Below are 20,451 nucleotides of genomic sequence, written 5' to 3'. Positions count from 1 at the left end.
TGCGCAGGACATCACCATCACAGGTACGGTGAAGGACGCTGCAACAGGGGACCCGCTCATCGCAGCCAGCGTGCAGGTAAAAGGGACCACCAGGGGCGCGCAGACAGATGCTTCAGGTAATTTTACACTCAGCGCTCCTGCCAATGGTACGCTGGTCGTGGATTACCTGGGATACCAGCGACAGGAATTCCCCATCAACAACCAGACAACCTTAAACCTACAGTTAAAGCCTTCGGCAGAACAACTGGATGAGGTCGTGGTGACAGGGTATGGCACCCAGCAAAAACGGGATGTGACGGGTTCTATCGCTTCTGTGAAAGGGGAGGAGATAGCCCGGCAACCGGCGCAAAACCCGGTGAGTAACCTGCAGGGGCGGGTAGCCGGCGTGCAGATCACCAACACAGGCGTGCCGGGAGCTTCTCCGCAGGTACGCATCAGGGGAGTAGGCTCGGCACAGAGCGGGGTGGAGCCCCTCTACGTGGTGGACGGTGTATTTGTACCGGACCTCAATTTCCTCAACCCGGCGGATATCGAGTCGATGGAGATACTCAAAGATGCTTCCAGCGCGGCTATTTACGGGGTGCGTGCTGCAAACGGGGTGGTACTGGTTACTACCAAGCGCGGCGCAGAAGGACCGCCCCGGCTGACGTACAACGGTTATGTCGGTTTGCAACGGGTGACTAATAAACTGGAGATGGCCGATGCACGGGAATATGCCACCCTGGTGAACGAAAAGCTGGGCAACAATGACCTGGACCCTAATTCTCCCGGTGTAGACTGGTATGACCAGGTGCTGCGTACCGGCCTGGTCCATAACCACCAGGTAGGTATATCAGGTGGCTCGGAGCGGGTGACCTATAACTTCAGTGCCGGATACTTTAACCAGGAGGGTATAGTGGAAGGAAGCGCCTACGAACGCATCACTGCCCGGCTGCAGACCGATTTTAAGCTCAGCGACAAGATCAACCTGGGTTATAATGCTATTTTCTACAACTTCAATTCGGATACGATACCCAGCGGCCTGCTGTACCAGGCTTTCGTCATACCTCCTGTCATACCTATCAGAAAAGCCAATGGAAACTACGGGGACCCGGCCGACTTTCCGTTGGGCAACTTTGCCAACCCGCAGGCCACGCTGGACTGGTTCAACCAGGAAACAAGCGGGCAGCGCCTGGTGGGTAATATCTTTGGTGAGTTTAAATTTCTGACGGACTTTTCTTTCCGGAGCAGTTTCGGGCTCAACTACAGTCAGCAACGCACCCGGAACTACATTCGGCAAGACTCCCTGACCACGGTTCAGTTTGCCCAACGAAGCCTGCTGACCCAGGGCAGAGATCGGTCTGACCTCTGGCTTTGGGAAAACACGCTGACCTATACGAAAATATTCGGCCAGCACGAGGTAACCGCCTTATTAGGAACTTCTGCTCAGGAGGAAAATTCTGAAGTATTCCGGGGATCTGCCAACGATGTTCCCTTTGAGTCAGAAGGTACGCTATACCTGAGTTTGGGCGATCCGGAAACGATGCGCATCATCAACGTAGGCGACAAATCCAGTTTCCTCTCTTACTTCGGTCGCCTTAACTACACGTATGCCGGCAAGTACATGCTGACGGCCTCCCTGCGTCGCGATGGTTCCTCCAAGTTCCCGAGTGACGACAGATGGGACGAATTCCCTGCCATTGGCGTGGGTTGGTTAGTATCTGAAGAGCCTTTTATGCAGAATCAATCCTTCATGAACGTGCTGAAGCTGCGGGCCAGTTGGGGTAAGTTGGGAAATGAGAACATCCCTACAGGAGTCTTCATCCTGACCTCAACCCTCGAGCCTAGGCTGATCACCTTTTTTGGCGGAGTACCCCAGATTGGCGAAAGTATTACTACCGTCGTACCTCCAACCTTAAGATGGGAAGTGGTGAAGGAAACAGACATCGGTCTGGAAATGGGTTTCCTGAACAGCAGGCTATCTTTAGAGGCAGACTGGTATGACAAGAAAACGGAGGATGCCATTATTCCGGTGCCCGTTTCAGCGCAGGCTGGAGCGAGCAACAACACCATTCTGGGTAACTATGCCAGCTTCAAAAACACCGGCGTTGAGTTAGTGGTCAACTGGTCCGATGATCCAACTGCAGACTTTGGATACAGCATAGGGGCCAATGGCGCCTACAACAAAAACGAAGTGACCGATGTGACGATCGGAGATATCCCGCAATATGGCGGTGGGTTGCCGGTTGGCGGCTACCTGACTACCATTACCCGGGTGGGTGATCCGATCGGTTCCTTCTTTGGGTATGAAGTGGAAGGCATCTTCCAGGATGAGCAGGAGGTTGAAACTTCGCCTCAGCCTACTGCACAGCCCGGTGATTTTAGGTATAGGGACCTGAACGCGGATGGTGTGATCGACACACGGGACAGAACGATCATCGGCGATCCTAACCCAAGGTTCATCTATGGCCTGAATACCAACTTCAGGTTCATGCAGTTTGACCTGCAGCTGGATATACAGGGCGTGGCCGGCATTGAGATCTACAATGCCAACAAAGGGGTCCGGTATGGCAACGAAAATTATATCCAGGACTTCTACGACAACCGCTGGAACGGCCCCGGCACTTCCAATTCATACCCATCGGCTAACCTGGCCGGTGCCAATCTGGACCCGAACGACTGGTATGTGGAAAGCGGGGATTATATCCGGATCCGAAACGTGCAGGTGGGTTATACCTTGTCCAGCGATTTGATGACGAGGCTGAAAATGCAGAGCGTCAGGTTTTATGTAAGCGCACAAAATCCATTGACCCTATTTGATTACAACGGCTTTACCCCTGAGGTGGGTGGCCCCCCGACCAGCGCCGGTATTGACCTGAACGTGTACCCGCTGTCTGCAATCTATAACTTCGGGGTGAACGTTTCATTTTAGTAAATAAAGAGCTTTATGAAAAGGAAAGATAAAAGGGTAACAGGCAAGGCAGTACTTCTGCTTTGCCTGCTGACGCTCGGGGTGACAAACTCCTGTAAGGATGACTTTCTGGACGTGGACCCACAGGGGCAAGCCAGGGGAGAAGACTTTTTTGTGACACCGGAGCATGCCATACGGTCTGTGAACGCAATCTATGGCAACCTGGACGAGTGGGGACAAGTGGGTTTTCCGACGCTGGCGCTTGCCACGATAAGCTCGGATGATGCAGACAAAGGAAGTGTAGAAGGGGACGCCGGTTTCCTCAATGATTTCGACCAGTTTACATTTACCGCCACCCAGTTTGTGATCAACGATTACTGGACCTACCACTACCAGGGCATCAACCTGGCTAACCAGACCATTAACCGGGTGCCGCCTATCCAGATGGATGAGGCCCTGAAGGCGCGCCTGATCGCCGAGGCTAAGTTCCTGCGGGCTTTCCACTATTTCAACCTGGTGAGGGCCTTTGGAGGTGTTCCGTTGCGGACCACTATACCGGCAGATCCGAACGAACAGGAGTCTCCGGAGCAGGTGAACCTCCCCCGGGCCAGCCGCGAGGAAGTCTATGCCCAGATTGAAATGGACCTGAACGATGCCATACAGGTGCCCGTACGCTACGACGCGGAGAATGTGGGACGAGCCACCAAAGGCGCCGCTTTGGCCCTGCTGGCAAAAGCTAAAATGTACCAGCAGGAATGGAGCGACGTGCTCTCGCTGACGGAACAGGTGATGAGCCTGGGCTATGACCTGATGCCGGATTACAACGCGATCTTCCGGATCGAAAATGAAAACAACATAGAGTCTGTGTTTGAAATTCAGGCACAGGCCCTGCCCGGAAACTGCGATGCTTCCAACAGCCAGTGGTCGGAGGTACGGGGCGTGCGGCCACAGTTCGGCTGGGGCTTCGGTATACCTTCCGAAGACCTGGAAAATGCCTTTGAGCCAGGAGATGTCCGCAGGGAGGCCACCATTCTGTACCGCGGCGAGGCGACTCCGGAAGGAGACCGGATCAGCGAAACAGCTGCCAACCCGCGGTATAATCAAAAAGCCTATACCCCGAATAGCGTGACCAAAGAGTGCGGTTACGGTAAAGATCAGAACATCCGGGTGATACGCTTTGCAGAGGTGTTGCTGATGCACGCGGAGGCGGCCAACGAGTTAGGTATGCCCGATGTAGCCTTAGCTTCCCTCAACCGGGTGCGGGCGCGGGCCGGGCTCAGTCCGGTAACTACCACCTCGCAGGAGGAGTTGCGCAACATCATCTGGCACGAACGCCGGGTAGAACTGGCGATGGAAGACGACCGCTTCTTTGACCTGGTGCGCCAGGGCAGGGCAGGCGAGGTGTTCAGGGCACAAGGCAAAAGCTTTGTGGAAGGCAAAAATGAAGTATTCCCGATACCGCAACGCCAGATTGACCTGAGCGGCGGCGTGTTGACGCAGAATCCTGGGTACTAATATTTGATCTTTTAACTTTGATTTTTAACCATAGAGCCACCTGGTGTGGCTCTATGTCTTTAAGCTGACCATAACTTAAGGAACTTATCCATTGACCGGAACACATACAAGTTGTAACTCTTGACCCCATGCCTGAGCCATCAACTTCCCTGTAACCGGTTAGCTGTAGGAATAAGGGGAGATAAGATCACGGTCAATGGGGCCACAATCCTGGCATCCATACCTACCTCCATCAGTGTCAACCACGTGATCGACCGGAAGCCACTGCCCAGTAGGTTGCCCTATCATCCATTGCTTCAATAACAGCATGCGTTCAATTTTCGCTTCAAGCTGACAGATCAAAAAAAAATAGCACAAAGAAGTACTGGTATACCCCTTCAGGTAAGAGGTATGCCGATATCTCTTTTCCATTGGAAGCTACTGCGTTATCCTACTACCCTGTGACGGGACTAACGGGAATTTGCACGCCTTACAGCCTCTGGAAGGCAGGTATAGCCATGCTGCAACAGGGGGAAGTCAACTACTTATTGGCTTTAGTCCCGTATACGGATTTGTTAAGCTTTCAAGTGCTTAGAATAGCTGTCGATTTTCCTTAATAATGTTCAAATTAGATTAATTATTCTATGTTAAATAAGCTTATCTGTTTAAAAAAATCCAATTGAAGGTTTTTTTTGAAGCGCAGGGCTGGGAGCTCGTGTGCTTAGTAGTTTACAATCAGTTTTACAGCAAAACAAAAACGTATGAAAAGAACTTTTTTACTCATCCTTTGTCTTTTCTATTTCCATGTACTGATGGCACAAGATATTGCCATTACCGGAACTATAACAGATGCAACAACAGGGGAGCCGCTTGTGGCTGCCAGTGTGCAGGTAAAAGGAACAACCATTGGCACACAAACCGATGCTTCAGGAAATTTTACGCTGAATGCGCCTGCTAACGGCACGCTTGTCGTCAATTACCTGGGGTATCAAAAGCAGGAATTTCCCATCAACAACCAAACCACGCTGAATTTAACAGTAACGCCATCTGCAGAGCAACTGCAGGAAGTGGTGGTAACAGGTTATGGTGTGCAGGAAAAGCGCGATGTAACCGGTTCAATCGCCTCCGTTAAAAGCGAGGAACTGGTAAGACAGGCTTCGCAGAACCCGGTTAGCTCGTTGCAGGGTAAAGTAGCCGGTGTAACCATCACCAATTCCGGTGCGCCTGGTGCCTCGCCGCAGATCAGGATTCGGGGTGCAGGATCAGCTTTAGGTAGCACAGACCCTTTGTATGTGGTAGATGGTACTTTTGTAAACGACCTGAGCTTCCTCAACCCGGCAGATATTGAGTCCATGGAGATTCTGAAAGATGCCTCGAGTGCCGCTATTTATGGTGTACGTGCTGCCAATGGGGTGGTGCTGGTGACTACCAAACGCGGTAAGGCAGGGGAATCTACTGTGAACTACAATGGGTTTGTAGGCATGCAGCGCGTAACCAATCAGCTTGACATGACCAATGCGCAGGAGTATACGACGCTTGTGAATGAGAAGCTGTTGATTGAAAATCCGGATGCCAAGCTTCTTCCGACAGGTTTACCTTCCACTGACTGGTATGACCAGGTGCTGCGCAATGCGATAGTCCACAACCACCAGATTTCAGCCTCCGGTGGATCCGAAAAGGTAACGTATATGGCCAGTGCCAGTTACCTGAATCAGGAAGGTATCATAAAAGGCAATGATTATCGTCGTCTCACAGCTCGTCTGCAAACAGACTTCCAGGTCAGCAAGAACATTAAAGTAGGCTACAACGGCATTTTCTACGATTATCAGTCAAATGACATTCCGGCTGACATTTTCTACCAGGCGTATGTAGCACCGCCTATTATTCCTGTATTTGAGCCAAACGGCAGGTATGGCGATCCAGCCAGTTACCCCGTAGGAAACTTTGCAAACCCACAGGCTTCACTGGATTGGTTCAACCAGAAATCAAACGGACAGCGCTTAACAGGAAATGCTTTTGGTGAGCTTATGTTCCTGGACGGGTTCACCTTCCGCACCAGCCTGGGTCTGAACTATGGTATAGATGAATACAGAAACTATAAATCTCAGGACTCGCTGACTAGTGTACAATTCGCCTCCAGAAGCCTCTTATCCCAGCGCAGAAGCAAATCAAACATGTGGCTCTGGGAAAATACGCTGACGTATGACAAAACTTTTGGTGATCATGCTATAACAGCCTTGTTAGGCACTTCGGCTCAGGAAGACAAATCTAATTTCTTTTTAGGAACGGTTAACGATGTGGAATTCGACACGGAAGCAGACCTATACCTGGACCTGGGAGACCCTGAGACATTTAATATTGATGCAGGCGGTGCCAAAGGTACATTTTTGTCATACTTTGGCCGGGTAAACTATTCCTTCCTCGACCGCTATCTCCTCACTGCCACACTCCGGTATGATGCGTCCTCTAACTACCCACGGGAAGACAGATGGGAGTATTTCCCTTCGATCGGATTGGGCTGGCGTGTTATTGAGGAAAACTTCATGCAGAACCAAACCATATTCGACAACCTGAAGCTAAGAGCAAGCTGGGGCAGACTGGGTAACAACAACATCCCGGCCAACATTTTCAGACTACCGGTAAACAGAGACCCACGATTTGGCTCGATTTATAATGGTGTACTTTTCCCGGGTGCAAACATTACGGATGTTGTACCTGCCACCTTGTTCTGGGAAGTAGTGGAAGAAGTGGATTTGGGTATTGAAATGGGCTTGCTAAATAACAGACTGACAATTGAAGCAGACTGGTACAGCAAGCAGACCAAAGATGCCATTTTCGGCCTGACCCCACTCGGATTCTTAGGTTTGAATGGACAGCTCAGAGGTAATTTTGCTGACTTCCGCAACAGAGGTTTAGAATTGATAGCGAACTGGAGCGATGACGTATCAGATGACATCAGCTATACTATCGGTGCCAACTTCTCCAGGAACCAGAACGAAGTAACCAAAATTGCTACAGATAATGCAGCTTTCTTCGACGGGAATCTTCCATTGGGCGGCTACCAGGTAAGTATAACCCGCGTCGGCGATCCGATCGGATCTTTCTTTGGCTATGAGGTGGAAGGTATATTCCAGAACCAGCAGGAGATCCTGGAGTCCCCGCAGCCTGGTGCTAAACCCGGCGACTTCCGGTTCAGAGACCTGGATGGCAACCAGGTCATCGATGAAAGAGACAAGACCATCATCGGTAACCCGAACCCTGGTTTTATATACGGCATCAATACAGGCTTCCGCTTCAAAAGTTTCGACCTGCAGCTAGACATACAAGGAGTGTCTGATGTGGACATCTACAACGGTAACCGCAACGTGCGCTACGGCAACGAGAATTATGACAAGGAGTTCTATGACAACCGCTGGAACGGCGCGGGTACATCCAACTCTTATCCCTCTGCTAAGCTCACTGGTAGAAACCTGGATCCGAACGATTACTACGTCGAAAACGGCAGTTACATCAGAATCCGGAACCTGCAGTTAGGCTATAACCTGCCAAACGCATTGGTAAGTAATCTGAAAATGCGCAACCTGCGCGTGTATGTGAATGCGCAGAACCCGGTAACCTGGTTCGAATATAACGGCTTTTCTCCAGAGGTAGGCGGCGCTCCGGTAAGCCAGGGCATCGATCGAAACGTTTATCCGCTATCGGCTACCTACAACTTTGGTGTTAACGCTACATTCTAACAAACAAGAAAAAAATCATGAAAAATATACTCTATAACGTTAAGCGCAACTCCTTTATACTTATCAGCGCCCTGAGTATCGGAGGACTTTTGGCGTCCTGTTCAGAAGATTTCCTGGATGTGGAACCGGAGGGAGTAGGGAAAGGAGAGGAATTCTTTACGACTCCTGAGCATGCCAGACTGGCTATCAACTCCGTGTATGGCAACCTGCGAGAGTGGAATGTGATCGCGTTTGCTCACCTTGCCGTAACCACTATTACCTCTGATGATGCTGCCAAAGGCAGTGTGCCCGGCGACGCCGGTTTCCTGGATGAATATGACAACTTCACCATCACTTCTACAGATGGGCAGTTGAACGGCTACTGGAACGGCCAGTATCAGGCTATAAACCTGACCAACCAGGTCCTGACCAATGTGCCGCTCATAGCGATGGATGCGGGGCAGAAAGAGCGGATTCTGGCTGAGGCTAAATTCTTCAGGGCGTATCATTACTTTAATTTGGTAAGGGCATTTGGTGGCGTGCCACTTCGCCTGGCTGTTCCTCTCCCAGGGGAGCAGGAGGATCCTGCAACACTGAACATACCCAGAGCCAGCCGGGAAGAAGTGTACGCACAGATCATAAAAGACCTGACAGATGCCAGTCAGGTGCTGCAGCCTAGCTATTCAGCTGCCGAACGCGGTCGTGTTACCAAAGGTGCTGCCTTGGGTATGCTGGCCAAGGTGCAGCTATACCAGCGCAACTGGCAGGAAGTGATAAACCTGACAAACCAGGTAGAAGGCTTAGGCTACAATCTTGTACAGGATTACTACAGTATCTTCCGCATTTCCGGAGAGCATAATGTTGAGTCTGTTTTTGAAATAGAAGCCCAGACTATACCTGGAAACTGCGGCGCGTCTAATAGTCAGTGGGCTGAGGTGCAGGGCGTGCGTGGCCAGTTCGGCTGGGGTTTTGTAGAGCCGACACAGAATCTGGTAGACGCGTTTGAGAAAGGGGACAAGCGTATGGAGGCCACTATCTTGTTCAGGGGAGAAAAAACTCCCGAAGGCGATGTGATCAACCCGGATGCACCGAACCCAAGGTATAACCAGAAAGCCTACGTACCAAGCTTTGTTACGAACGAGTGTGGCTATGGCAAGGACCAAAACATTCGCATTCTGCGTTTTGCAGAGATCCTGCTGATACGTGCCGAGGCAGCCAACGAGTTGGGCATGACAGCACAGGCGCTGGCGGACCTGAACAGAGTACGGGTTAGAGCCGGGCTGGCCCCGATTGCTTCCGTCTCACAGGAGGAGCTGCGCAAGCGTATCTGGCAGGAGCGCCGTGTAGAACTGGCCCTGGAAAACGGCGACCGGTACTTTGACCTGGTACGCCAGGGCAGAGCTGCTGAGGTGCTGCAGGCACAGGGCAAACAGTTTAAAGCAGGTGTAAACGAAGTGTTACCGATTCCGCAGCAGCAGATCAACCTCAGTGGGGGGCCCCTGACTCAGAATCCGGGCTATTAATCTTGTAATACAAAAGTATGGAGTCGTTGCGAAGCAGGGCTCCATACTTTCTATTTTAAACAAAATACCACCCTTATCACCAAGGATGATAAACAAACAGCTCTGGTACTGTTTCCTACTAATGCTATGCACGCTTCTAGCCTGTAAAAGTGAGAAAGAAGAGGCACCGCCTGTGCCGGAGCCGACTGAACCTGTTATACCACCTGCCACTACTGCTGCCGAGGACAAGGCCCTGCTGGATAAAGTGCAGGAGTCGACTTTCCGCTATTTCTGGGATTTTGCCCACCCGGTCAGCGGGATGGCGCGCGAGCGCAGTAGCTCCGGCGAAGTGGTCACCACCGGAGGTACAGGTTTTGGGGTGCAGGCTATACTGGTAGGCGCACACCGGGGCTGGATCACAAGAGCGCAGGCCGTAGAACGACTAAACAAGCTAACGGATTACCTGGCCCGGGCAGATCGCTTTCATGGCGCCTGGAGTCATTGGATGCACGGCAGTACCGGCGCCGTCATACCGTTCAGCCCGAAAGACAACGGAGGAGACCTGGTAGAAACATCGTTTCTGATAAACGGTCTGCTGACCGCCCGCGCCTATTTTAACGGAACAGATCCACTGGAATCCGAACTGCGAAACAAGATTACCAAACTCTGGGAGGGCGTGGAGTGGGACTGGTATGCTTCCCGCGGCGACGGCTTGCTTTACTGGCATTGGAGCCCTACTCTCGGTTGGGAAATGAATATGCCCATACGCGGTTGGAACGAAGCCCTCATCACGTACGTGTTAGCCATGGCTTCTCCCACACATGCCATCCCTTCAGACGTATACCAACGTACCTGGATCAACAGGAATATGGGCATCTACGAAGGCTACCAGCTCAACATGGGCCCGGGCTATGGCGGCCCGCTGTTTTTTGCCCAGTATTCGTTCCTAAGCCTGGACCCGAAACAAATGGAAGACCAACACACGCACTACTGGCTGCACAACCTCAAACATACCCTGATCAACCGGGCCTGTAGTCTTTACAGTGCACCTAAAAGCTACGGCTATTCCAGCGGCAACTGGGGCCTCACCGCCTCGGATGATCCGGATGGCTACACAGCACACCAGCCAACGAACGACAATGGCACTATTGCACCGACTGCCGCCCTGTCTTCTTTCCCCTATACGCCGTTCTATTCCATGCAGGCGCTCCGTAATTTCAACCGTATGGGTGCAACCCTGTGGGGAACCTACGGATTCAGGGATGCCTATAACAAATCGCGCAACTGGACTGCCCAGGACCACCTGGCCATTGACCAGGGCCCGGTTGTAGTTATGATTGAGAATTACCGGAGCGGCCTGCTTTGGAAACTGTTTACTGACCTGCCCGAAGTGCAGACCGGACTTACAAAGGCCGGTATCCGGAAGCCCGTGTATGAGGCGGGATTTTCGCTAGCTATACCTGATAGCAGAACCGGGCTGCAGGACTTGTTGAAGCACCCGGACCTGGAGGTCTACCAGGTGGATGTGGCCGTTACGGATGCAGGGCCTTATACCCTGACCTTAGAGAAATCAGACGGAGGTATAGCCGAAACAATCTGGAAAGCTGAAACCCGGTCTCCCGGGCTATATCCGGTTAATTTCGGCAGCAGCACGCCAACCGGAACCTATCAGCTGCGTCTCAAAGGAAACGCAACGGATAAAGCACTTTCTGTTCAATTACATTAATCTTTTACCTATGGAACACCCGTATTTTTACCTGAAAAACAGCCGATCCTTCCGCTATACCTTCCTGTTTTCCTTGACTTTGCTGCTTCTTTTCAGCTGCCAGCAGAAGGCCGGGACTACAGAAACACCGGCTACAACCGAAAAGGCCGACACAACCGCAGTTCAGAATAAAAAACTTAGCGACGAAGAATTGCTCACCCTGTTGCAGCAGCAAACTTTTCAGTATTTCTGGGAGGGGGCAGAGCCTACCTCCGGCGCAGCACGGGAGCGCATCCATATCGATGGAGATTATCCGCAAAACGACCATAATGTCGTGACGACCGGCGCTACCGGCTTTGGCGTCATGGCCATCCTGGTCGGGATCGAGCGGGGCTTCATTACGCGGGAAGAAGGCTTTGAGCGCTTACAGAAAATAACCAATTATCTTGAGAAAGCGGATCGCTTCCACGGGGCCTGGCCGCACTGGCTGCACGGCGAGACAGGGAAAGTGAAGCCCTTCAGCCCCAAAGATGATGGCGGTGACCTGGTCGAGACAGCGTTCCTGGTGCAGGGGCTGCTGACGGTGCGCCAGTATTTTGCCGAAGGCAACACCCAGGAAAAAGCACTGGCTGCCCAGATCACCAGACTCTGGGAGGGAGTGGAGTGGGACTGGTACCGAAACAAAGGCAAAAACGCCCTGTACTGGCACTGGTCACCCAACCATGACTGGGCCATGAACTTCCCGGTAGCCGGTTACAACGAGTGCTTGGTGATGTATGTGCTGGCCGCTTCCTCGCCCACCCATACGATCCCGGCAGCGGTATACCACGAAGGCTGGGCCCGGAAAGGCGCCATCAACACCCAGGTAGAACAGTACGGCCACAAAATCGTATTGGACCACCAAGGGGAGAAAGGCAGCGTCGGACCTTTGTTCTGGGCACACTATTCTTACCTGGGGCTGGACCCGCGCGGGCTCAAAGACAAGTATGCTGACTATTGGGAGCACAACCGCAACCATGCGCTCATCCACTACGACTATGCCATCGACAATCCGAAAAACTTTAAAGGATATGGAGCGGATGCCTGGGGCTTTACTGCCAGCTACTCTCCGCAAGGTTACGCTGCGCACACCCCGACCCGCGACCTGGGAGTGATCACGCCCACAGCCGCCTTATCGTCTTACCCCTATACCCCTGAAGAATCCATGAAAGTGATCCGCCACCTCTACGAAGACATGGGGGACAAAATGATCGGTAAATACGGTCCTTACGATGCCTACAGTGAATCCGAGAACTGGTTTCCGAAGCGCTACCTGGGTATAGACCAGGGCCCGATTGTGGTGATGATTGAAAACCAGCGAAGCGGTCTGCTTTGGGACCTGTTCATGAGTGCCCCGGAGGTGCAGGCCGGCCTGAAGAAGCTCGGTTTTGAAAGTCCTCAACTATTGAATTAAAGAATTATGCTACAAGCCATACCTTTCATCCTGAGCAGTGCCCGATTTGCCAAGGGCGAATTGAAAGTTCGCCTGACGTGTACTGCCTTGGTTCTTCTTTTCTGTTGCCTGCAGGTACAGGGGCAGTCCAAACAGCCAAGCACGTACTGCAATCCGCTGAACGTAGATTATACCTACATGATCTACAATGCGCACCAAGACCTCTCGTACCGGTCTGGCGCTGACCCGGCTGTTGTACGGTTTAAAGATGAGTATTATATGTTTGTGACCCGCTCCCTGGGTTACTGGCATTCCACCGACCTGCATAACTGGAACTTTATCACGCCTGAAAAGTGGTACTTCCAGGGTTCCAATGCCCCGGCTGCGCACAACTACAAGGACTCGGTGCTGTACGTGGCCGGAGACCCTTCGGGCTCTATGAGTGTGCTCTATACCGACAATCCTAAAAAAGGCGACTGGAAAGCTACGCCGGCCATTCTCAACGACCTGCAGGACCCGGCACTCTTCATCGACGATGACGGCAAAGCGTACATGTACTGGGGTTCCTCCAATGTCTACCCCATCCGGGCCAAGACGCTGGACCGCAAGAAACGCTTCCGTCCTTCCGAAAAGACCTGGGAACTCTTCAAGCTGGATGGCAGCAAGCATGGCTGGGAACGCTTTGGGGAGAACCATGCCGACACGGCACGCGGCTACATGGAAGGCCCCTGGATGACGAAGCACAATGGCACTTACTACCTGCAATATGCCGCGCCCGGCACGGAGTTCAATGTATACGCGGACGGTGTCTATACCAGCGATTCGCCTTTAGGGCCCTATATCTACGCGCCCAACAATCCCATTTCCTATAAGCCCGGAGGTTTTGCCAACGGAGCGGGCCATGGCAGCACGGTAGTAGGTCCGCATGGGCAGTACTGGCACTTTGCATCCGCTTCTGTATCCGTCAATGTCAACTGGGAACGTCGTCTCAATATGTTTCCCACCTATTTTGATAAAGACGGCCTGATGCACATGAACACGTCCTTTGGGGACTACCCGCATTTTGCGCCGGCTATACCTGGCAAGATGGGGGAGTTTGCCGGCTGGATGCTGCTTTCCTACAACAAGCCTGTTAAAATATCTTCCACCCTCGAAAAGTATGGCGCCGAGAACATTGTGGATGAAGACATCCGCAGCTTTTGGGTAGCTGCAGAAAACAATGACCAGCAATGGATAGAGATCGACCTGCAGAATCCCGGCCAGGTATACGCCATCCAGGTGAACTACCATGATTACAAGTCCGACCTATACGGTAAGATCCCCGGCCTGCATCACCGCTACCTGATAGAGGGCTCCACAGACGGGAAAAAGTGGATGACGCTCGTGGATAAAAAAGACAACAAGCGGGATGTGCCAAACGACTATGTCGAGCTGGCTGCTCCCCAAATGGTGCGGTATGTGCGCTTCCAGAACCTGCACGCCCCGACGCCGCATCTGGCTATCTCCGGGCTGCGCATATTCGGCAAGGGACAAGGCAAAGCGCCGGCAAGCGTGAAGAATTTTGAAGTGAAGCGCCAGCAGGACCGACGCGATGCGCAGATCACCTGGACGGCTCAGCCCAATGCGCAGGGGTATAACATCCTGTGGGGTATCGCTCCGGACAAGTTGTATAGTTCCTGGATGGTATACGGGGACAATTCCCTGTACATGCGTAGCCTTACGGTGGACCAGGGCTATTATTTTGCCATTGAGTCTTTCAACGAAAACGGAATTTCGAAGCGAACCAAACCTGTCAGAGTAAAGTAATCTCGGGCGAATAGCTTCAAAAGATAGTACCTTCAGTCTGACCAAAGAAAATTATGATGCCAAAACACCTCCGCTACCTGTTGCTGCTGACCCTATACCTGGGCCGCCTGCCTGCCCTGCAGGCACAGGATCAGAAGCCGCCCTTCTGGGACGAAATTCAGACTTTCAAACAGCAGGATAGCCTGCAGCAACCACCCCGGCAGGCTATCCTCTTTGTGGGCAGCTCCTCTTTCAGGATGTGGGATAACCTGCAGGAGATGTTCCCCAGCCACCAGATTATCAACCGGGGCTTCGGTGGCTCCAACCTGCTTGACCTGAAGTATTACCTGGAAGATATCGTGTTCGCTTACGAGCCCAAACAAGTCGTCATTTATTCCGGTGAAAATGACATAGCCTCCGGTACTGTGGAGGCGAAGGAGGTGGTGCGGCGTTTTGACGCCGTCTTCACCGCTATCCGGAAAAAGCTGCCGCAGGTGCCCATCTCCTTTGTTTCCATGAAGCCCAGCCCGAGCAGGAAACAGTATATGCCGGTCATCCGGGAGGCCAATGCCCTCATCAAGTATTACCTCCAGAAGCATCCGAATACCGCCTATGTGGATGTCTACCAGCCAATGCTCGGGCCGGACGGTAAGCCACAACCGGACATCTTTCTTTCAGATAATCTGCACATGAACCAGCAAGGTTACCGGATCTGGCAGAAGGCCATTGAACCCCATTTGATACAGACAAAACAATAACAGCCATGAATAAAGCTTCTACTATACTTTTGCTTCTCCTTTGCATGGGCTGCGCGCAGACCACCACGCCGCCTCAGGAGTCAGAGACCACCCAAAACACGACAGCGCCTGCATCACAGCCTGCTGCTGCAAAGCCCCAATCCACTGATCCGGAAATGGATAAATTTATCAACGACCTGCTGGCAAAGATGACGCTGGAAGAAAAGATCGGGCAGCTGAACCTGGTATCGGTCGGCTTCGATGTGACGGGGCCGATTGTCAGCGAGAACGTAGATGAAAACATCCGGAAAGGCAACGTAGGCGGGGTGTTCAACACCTTCACGCCGGTTGCTGTGCGTAAGTTACAGGAGTTTGCCGTGAACAATACGCGGCACAAGATTCCGCTGCTTTTCGGGTATGACGTCATCCACGGACACCGCACCATCTTCCCGATGCCCCTGGGCCTGGCTTCGAGCTGGGACATGCAGGCGATTGAGCGGAGTGCCCGCATTGCGGCCGAGGAAGCTACGGCCGATGGGCTGAACTGGGTGTTCTCGCCGATGGTGGACATCGCCCGTGACCCACGCTGGGGCCGCGTGGCGGAAGGAGCCGGCGAAGACCCCTGGTTAGGCTCGCGGGTAGCGGAAGCCATGGTGCGTGGCTACCAGGGAGATGACCTGACCTTACCCAACACGGCCATGGCCTGTGTGAAGCATTTTGCCCTTTACGGCGCAGCGGAGGCCGGCCGTGACTATGGTACCGTGGACATGAGCCTGCAGCGGATGTTCAATGAGTATATGGCGCCTTACAAAGCTGCACTGGATGCCGGAGCCGGCAGTGTGATGACATCTTTCAACGAGATAAACGGCGTTCCCGCAACCGGTAACCGCTGGCTCATGACCGAGCTGCTGCGGGATCAGTGGGGCTTCGATGGGTTTGTGGTGACGGACTACACGGCCATCAACGAGATGATGGCGCACGGTGTGGGCAACGAGGGGGAAGTAGCTGCCCTGGCCCTGAAAGCCGGTGTGGACATGGACATGGTTGGCGAGCTTTTCCTGAAAGAGCTGGGCGCCCAGGTTAAGAACGGGAAAGTGACCGAAGAAGAAATTAACCTGGCCTGTCGCCGGGTACTGGAAGCGAAGTATAAGCTCGGTTTGTTCCAGGATCCTTACCGGTACATCAATGAAGAGCGGGCCAAAAATACCATGATGAAGCCCGAATTCCGGGAAGCGGCGCGGGACATTGCCCGCAAAAGCATGGTGCTGCTCAAGAACGAAAAGAATGCCCTGCCCCTTAAGCCTTCGGGCACCATTGCCCTGATCGGTCCGCTTGCCCGTAACCAACGTGACCTGATCGGCAACTGGAGCGGCGCAGGCGACTGGAAACAAGCCGTATCGGTGGAGCAGGGTATACGCAATGCGGTAGGCAGCAAAGTGAGGATCAACTATGCCAAGGGAGCAAACATCACTGATGATGCCCAGATGATCCGCAGGCTGAATGCACACGGCGGTTTACTGGAGCTGGACAAGCGCAGCTCGGAGGCCATGATCAAAGAGGCCGTGCAGGTGGCGCGCAACTCGGATGTAGTGGTGGCTGTGGTAGGCGAGGCGCAGGGCATGAGCGGCGAAGCTGCCAGCCGGGCTGACATCGGCTTGCCGGGTCAGCAACTGGCCCTGCTCAAGGCGCTTAAAGCTACCGGCAAGCCGCTGGTGATCGTGCTGATGAACGGCCGACCGCTGACGCTGAACTGGGAACACGAAAATGCCAATGCCATCCTCGAAACCTGGTTTGCCGGAACGGAAGCCGGCAATGCCATAGCCGATGTACTTTTCGGTAGCTACAATCCATCGGGTAAACTGACGATGACCTTCCCGCGCCATGTGGGGCAGGTGCCGATCTTCTACAACGCGAAAAATACCGGCCGTCCTTTCAACGGGGAGGAGCTGAACAAGTATACCTCCCGCTACATGGATGTTCCCAATGAGCCGCTATACCCTTTTGGCCATGGTCTGAGCTATACCACTTTCCAGTACTCAAAGCCGCAACTAAGTAAAACTACCCTGAAAGGCACCGAGCTGCTGGAGATACAAGTGGATGTGCGCAACACCGGCAACTACGATGGCGAAGAGGTCGTGCAGCTATACGTGCAGGATGTAGTAGGTTCCTCCACACGGCCGCTCAAAGAACTGAAAGGCTTCCAGAAGATCACTCTGAAAAAAGGAGAAAGCAAAACCGTCACCTTCAAACTAACGGCAGACGACCTGAAGTTTTACAACAACGAGATGCAATATGTGTATGAGCCGGGTGAGTTCCGGGTATTTGTGGGCACCAGTAGCCGGGACGTGCAGGAAGCCGGTTTCCGTTTGGAATAGATTGACGAGCTAAATTATTAGGTATGCCTTCCGCTGATGAGCAGCAATCTCATTGGCGGAAGGTATACTTTTTCCGGCAGTATAGAACCTGTTTGTGACAGGTATAGGCAGTAGTCTGGACTCTGGTTGACAGGAAACGAGGCTGTAGTATGATTTAAATTTGAATAATTGATAAAAAAATAATTATAGAAGAATTACAATATAATTGCTTTTTTACTCGTAAAATGCTCTGTGTTAAGGTAATTATTATCTAAAACTTTAAACCCTGCGCCTTATGTATTCAAAACTATGTCATTTGCACGTGTTCCGGTATCTGCTTTTGTTGCTGGTGCTGGTAGCGGCTTCGTGCAGCCAGCAAACGACCACCCCGCCTGCGGACACGACCACGGCCACTGCCGAACCGGTCAGTACGCCGGCTGCTGAGCCTTCTTTCCAGGTACCGGTCGACTACTATACCCTGGACAACGGCCTTAAAGTGGTCTTGTCTCCTGACAAAACAGCTCCGATCGTGACGGTAGCCGTGTACTATAACATTGGTTTCCGGATCGAGCCCAAAGACCGCACCGGCTTTGCGCACCTGTTCGAGCACATGATGTTCCAGGGCTCCGAAAACCTGGGCAAGATGGAGTTCGTCCAGCTCATCCAAAAGAATGGGGGCATCCTGAACGGCAGTACCCGGTTTGACTTTACCAACTACTTTGAGATCGTGCCGGCGCATAAGCTTGAAACCATGCTATGGGCCGAAGCCGACCGGATGAAAGGACTCAACATCACACAGGAAAACCTGACCAACCAGCAGGGCGTGGTGAAAAATGAGGTGAAAGTGAATGTGCTCAACCAGCCTTACGGCGGTTTCCCTTGGCTCGATATGCCACAATACGCCAACAAGAACTGGTACAATGCCCACAACTTTTATGGAGACCTAAAAGACCTGGATGCAGCCAGCCTGGATGACGTACAATCCTTCTTCAAGACCTATTATTCTCCCAACAACGCGGTGGTGGTCGTAGTAGGCGACTTTGAATCGGAGCAGGCCAAAGGCTGGATCAAGCAATACTTTGCCGCTATACCTTCTGCCACGCTTCCGGCCAAAGCTGATCTGACCGAGCCACGCCAGGAAAAAGAACAGCGCTTTACCAAAGATGACAAGCTGGCAAACCGGCCGGCCCTGGCCTTTGCCTATCACATGCCGGAGCGCAACACACCCGAGTACTATGCCATGGGCCTGCTCGACCAGATCCTGCTGCAGGGCAACGACAGCCGCCTCTACCAGGCGCTGGTGCAGGAGCGGGGCTATACCGGTTCTGTAGATGGCGGCATTAACGCCTTTCTGGGCAACATGTACAACTACAACGGGCCGATGCTGTGGATGGGCAGCCTCATACACGACAACGACGTGACAGCAGATTCTATCGTGACGGTGCTCGACAAGGAGATTCAGAAGCTGCAGCAGAACGGCATCAGCCAGGAACTGCTGGATTTGGCTATCGTCAAGATGCGGTCCTCTTTGTATGACCAGCTCGCCGCCTCATCGGGTTTCGGGAAGGCCGATCTGCTGGCGACGTTTGCGCTCTTCGACAATGATCCGGCGCGCATCAACCGGCTTGAAGCAGAATTCAGAAAAGTAACTCCCCAGTTGCTTCAGAAAACGATCGAAGAGTATCTCCGGCCAACGAACCGTACTGTCTTACTTGTTAACCCACAGGCAAAAAGCTAATCCGATATGAAGAAGCTAGTTTCAATGACCCTGTTTGTGCTGCTGGCCATGCACGCAGGTATAGCCACTGCTCAGAAACAGACGCCACCGGAAGGAGGCACTCCCAAAGATTTTGTGTTGCCTGCCAAACAGGAATTTGACTTGCCCAATGGCCTGTCAGCTACGCTGGTGCCCTATGGCGAAATACCCAAAGTAACCGTGAGCATGATCGTGCAGGTGGGCAATGTGCACGAAGGGGAGAAGGAGAACGGCCTGGCCGATATCGTAGGCGATCTGATGCAGGAGGGGACTACTACCCGAAACGCCCGGCAGCTGGCCGAAGATGTGGCCCGGATGGGAGGTTCGCTCGACATAAGCGTTGGCCCAAATCAAACTTCCATCTATGGCACGGCATTGTCTGAGTATGGCCCTGAACTGGTCAGGCTGATGGCCGATCTGCTGCAGAACCCGGCCTTCCCCGAGTCGGAGCTGGACCGTATCAAAAATGACTTTAAGCGGCAGATGAACCTGGCCCGGCAGCAGCCCGGCACACAGGCGCAGACCAAGTTCCGGAGCGCGCTATATCCAAATCACCCTTACGGACGGGATCTTCCAACCGATGCGATGATCGATGGTTTTACACTGGATCAGGTACGCAACTTTTACCAGACGCAGTTCGGGGCGGACCGCACAGCCGTATATGTGGCCGGTAAATTCGAATCCGATGCCATGCAGGAGGCCATCACCGCTTCGCTCAGCAACTGGACGAAAGGACTGGCCCCACAGATCGCGGTAGCCAAGCCCGTTACCAAAGGCGAAATGGTGGTAATAGACCGTCCCGGTGCACCGCAGTCCACGATCGTATTCGGCTTGCCGGTCGTAGACCCCTCGCATCCGGATTATATGGCCCTACGTATCACGAACTCCCTGCTGGGTGGTTCCTTTGGTTCGCGCATTACCCGCAACATCCGGGAAGACAAAGGCTATACCTACTCGCCCTACAGTACCCTGGCCGCCCGCTACCGGGTAGGGGACTGGTCGCAGGTGGCCGATGTGACCACCGAACATACCGGCAATTCCCTGCGTGAGATCGTAAATGAGATCAACCGGATGAGCAAG

Annotated in this window: 11 protein-coding genes; all 11 read left to right on the top strand. The window is 52.9% G+C overall.

Going from position 1 to position 20,451, the window contains the following annotated elements:
- Window positions 1–2,911 (top strand): SusC/RagA family TonB-linked outer membrane protein (locus tag OB13_RS06485; protein ID WP_461489340.1); only part of this gene is annotated, 2,911 nt, incomplete at its 5' end.
- A 15-nt stretch (window positions 2,912–2,926) separates the two neighbouring features.
- Window positions 2,927–4,405, top strand: coding sequence for a RagB/SusD family nutrient uptake outer membrane protein (locus OB13_RS06480; RefSeq protein WP_461489339.1), 1,479 nt, complete (start codon window positions 2,927–2,929; stop codon window positions 4,403–4,405).
- A gap of 740 nt (window positions 4,406–5,145) precedes the next feature.
- The gene (locus OB13_RS06475; RefSeq protein WP_461489338.1) at window positions 5,146–8,121 is read left to right on the top strand and encodes a SusC/RagA family TonB-linked outer membrane protein; all 2,976 of its coding nucleotides are present in this window, start codon (window positions 5,146–5,148) and stop codon (window positions 8,119–8,121) included.
- 17 nt (window positions 8,122–8,138) lie between these two features.
- Window positions 8,139–9,623: a RagB/SusD family nutrient uptake outer membrane protein gene (locus OB13_RS06470; protein ID WP_461489337.1), complete on the top strand. Its 1,485-nt coding sequence runs from the start codon at window positions 8,139–8,141 to the stop codon at window positions 9,621–9,623.
- Between the two features lie 121 nt (window positions 9,624–9,744).
- Complete coding sequence (locus OB13_RS06465) at window positions 9,745–11,328, top strand: glucoamylase family protein (protein ID WP_461489336.1); 1,584 nt, start codon at window positions 9,745–9,747, stop codon at window positions 11,326–11,328.
- A 10-nt stretch (window positions 11,329–11,338) separates the two neighbouring features.
- Entirely contained in the window at window positions 11,339–12,760 is a 1,422-nt protein-coding gene (locus tag OB13_RS06460) for a glucoamylase family protein (protein WP_461489335.1), read from the top strand.
- A gap of 6 nt (window positions 12,761–12,766) precedes the next feature.
- Entirely contained in the window at window positions 12,767–14,545 is a 1,779-nt protein-coding gene (locus tag OB13_RS06455; protein ID WP_461489334.1) for a family 43 glycosylhydrolase, read from the top strand.
- Between the two features lie 53 nt (window positions 14,546–14,598).
- Window positions 14,599–15,282 (top strand): SGNH/GDSL hydrolase family protein, encoded by a 684-nt coding sequence (locus OB13_RS06450; RefSeq protein ID WP_461489333.1) that lies wholly within the window; start codon window positions 14,599–14,601, stop codon window positions 15,280–15,282.
- 5 nt (window positions 15,283–15,287) lie between these two features.
- Entirely contained in the window at window positions 15,288–17,636 is a 2,349-nt protein-coding gene (gene bglX / locus OB13_RS06445) for a beta-glucosidase BglX (RefSeq protein ID WP_461489332.1), read from the top strand.
- A 274-nt stretch (window positions 17,637–17,910) separates the two neighbouring features.
- Window positions 17,911–19,353, top strand: a complete 1,443-nt coding sequence (locus OB13_RS06440) for a M16 family metallopeptidase (protein WP_461489331.1) — start codon at window positions 17,911–17,913, stop codon at window positions 19,351–19,353.
- A gap of 6 nt (window positions 19,354–19,359) precedes the next feature.
- On the top strand, window positions 19,360–20,451 hold a 1,092-nt coding region (locus tag OB13_RS06435), incomplete at its 3' end, for a M16 family metallopeptidase (protein WP_461489330.1).

Source organism: Pontibacter sp. HJ8, from assembly GCF_054824225.1.
This window is presented reverse-complemented; position numbering and strand designations above follow the sequence as displayed.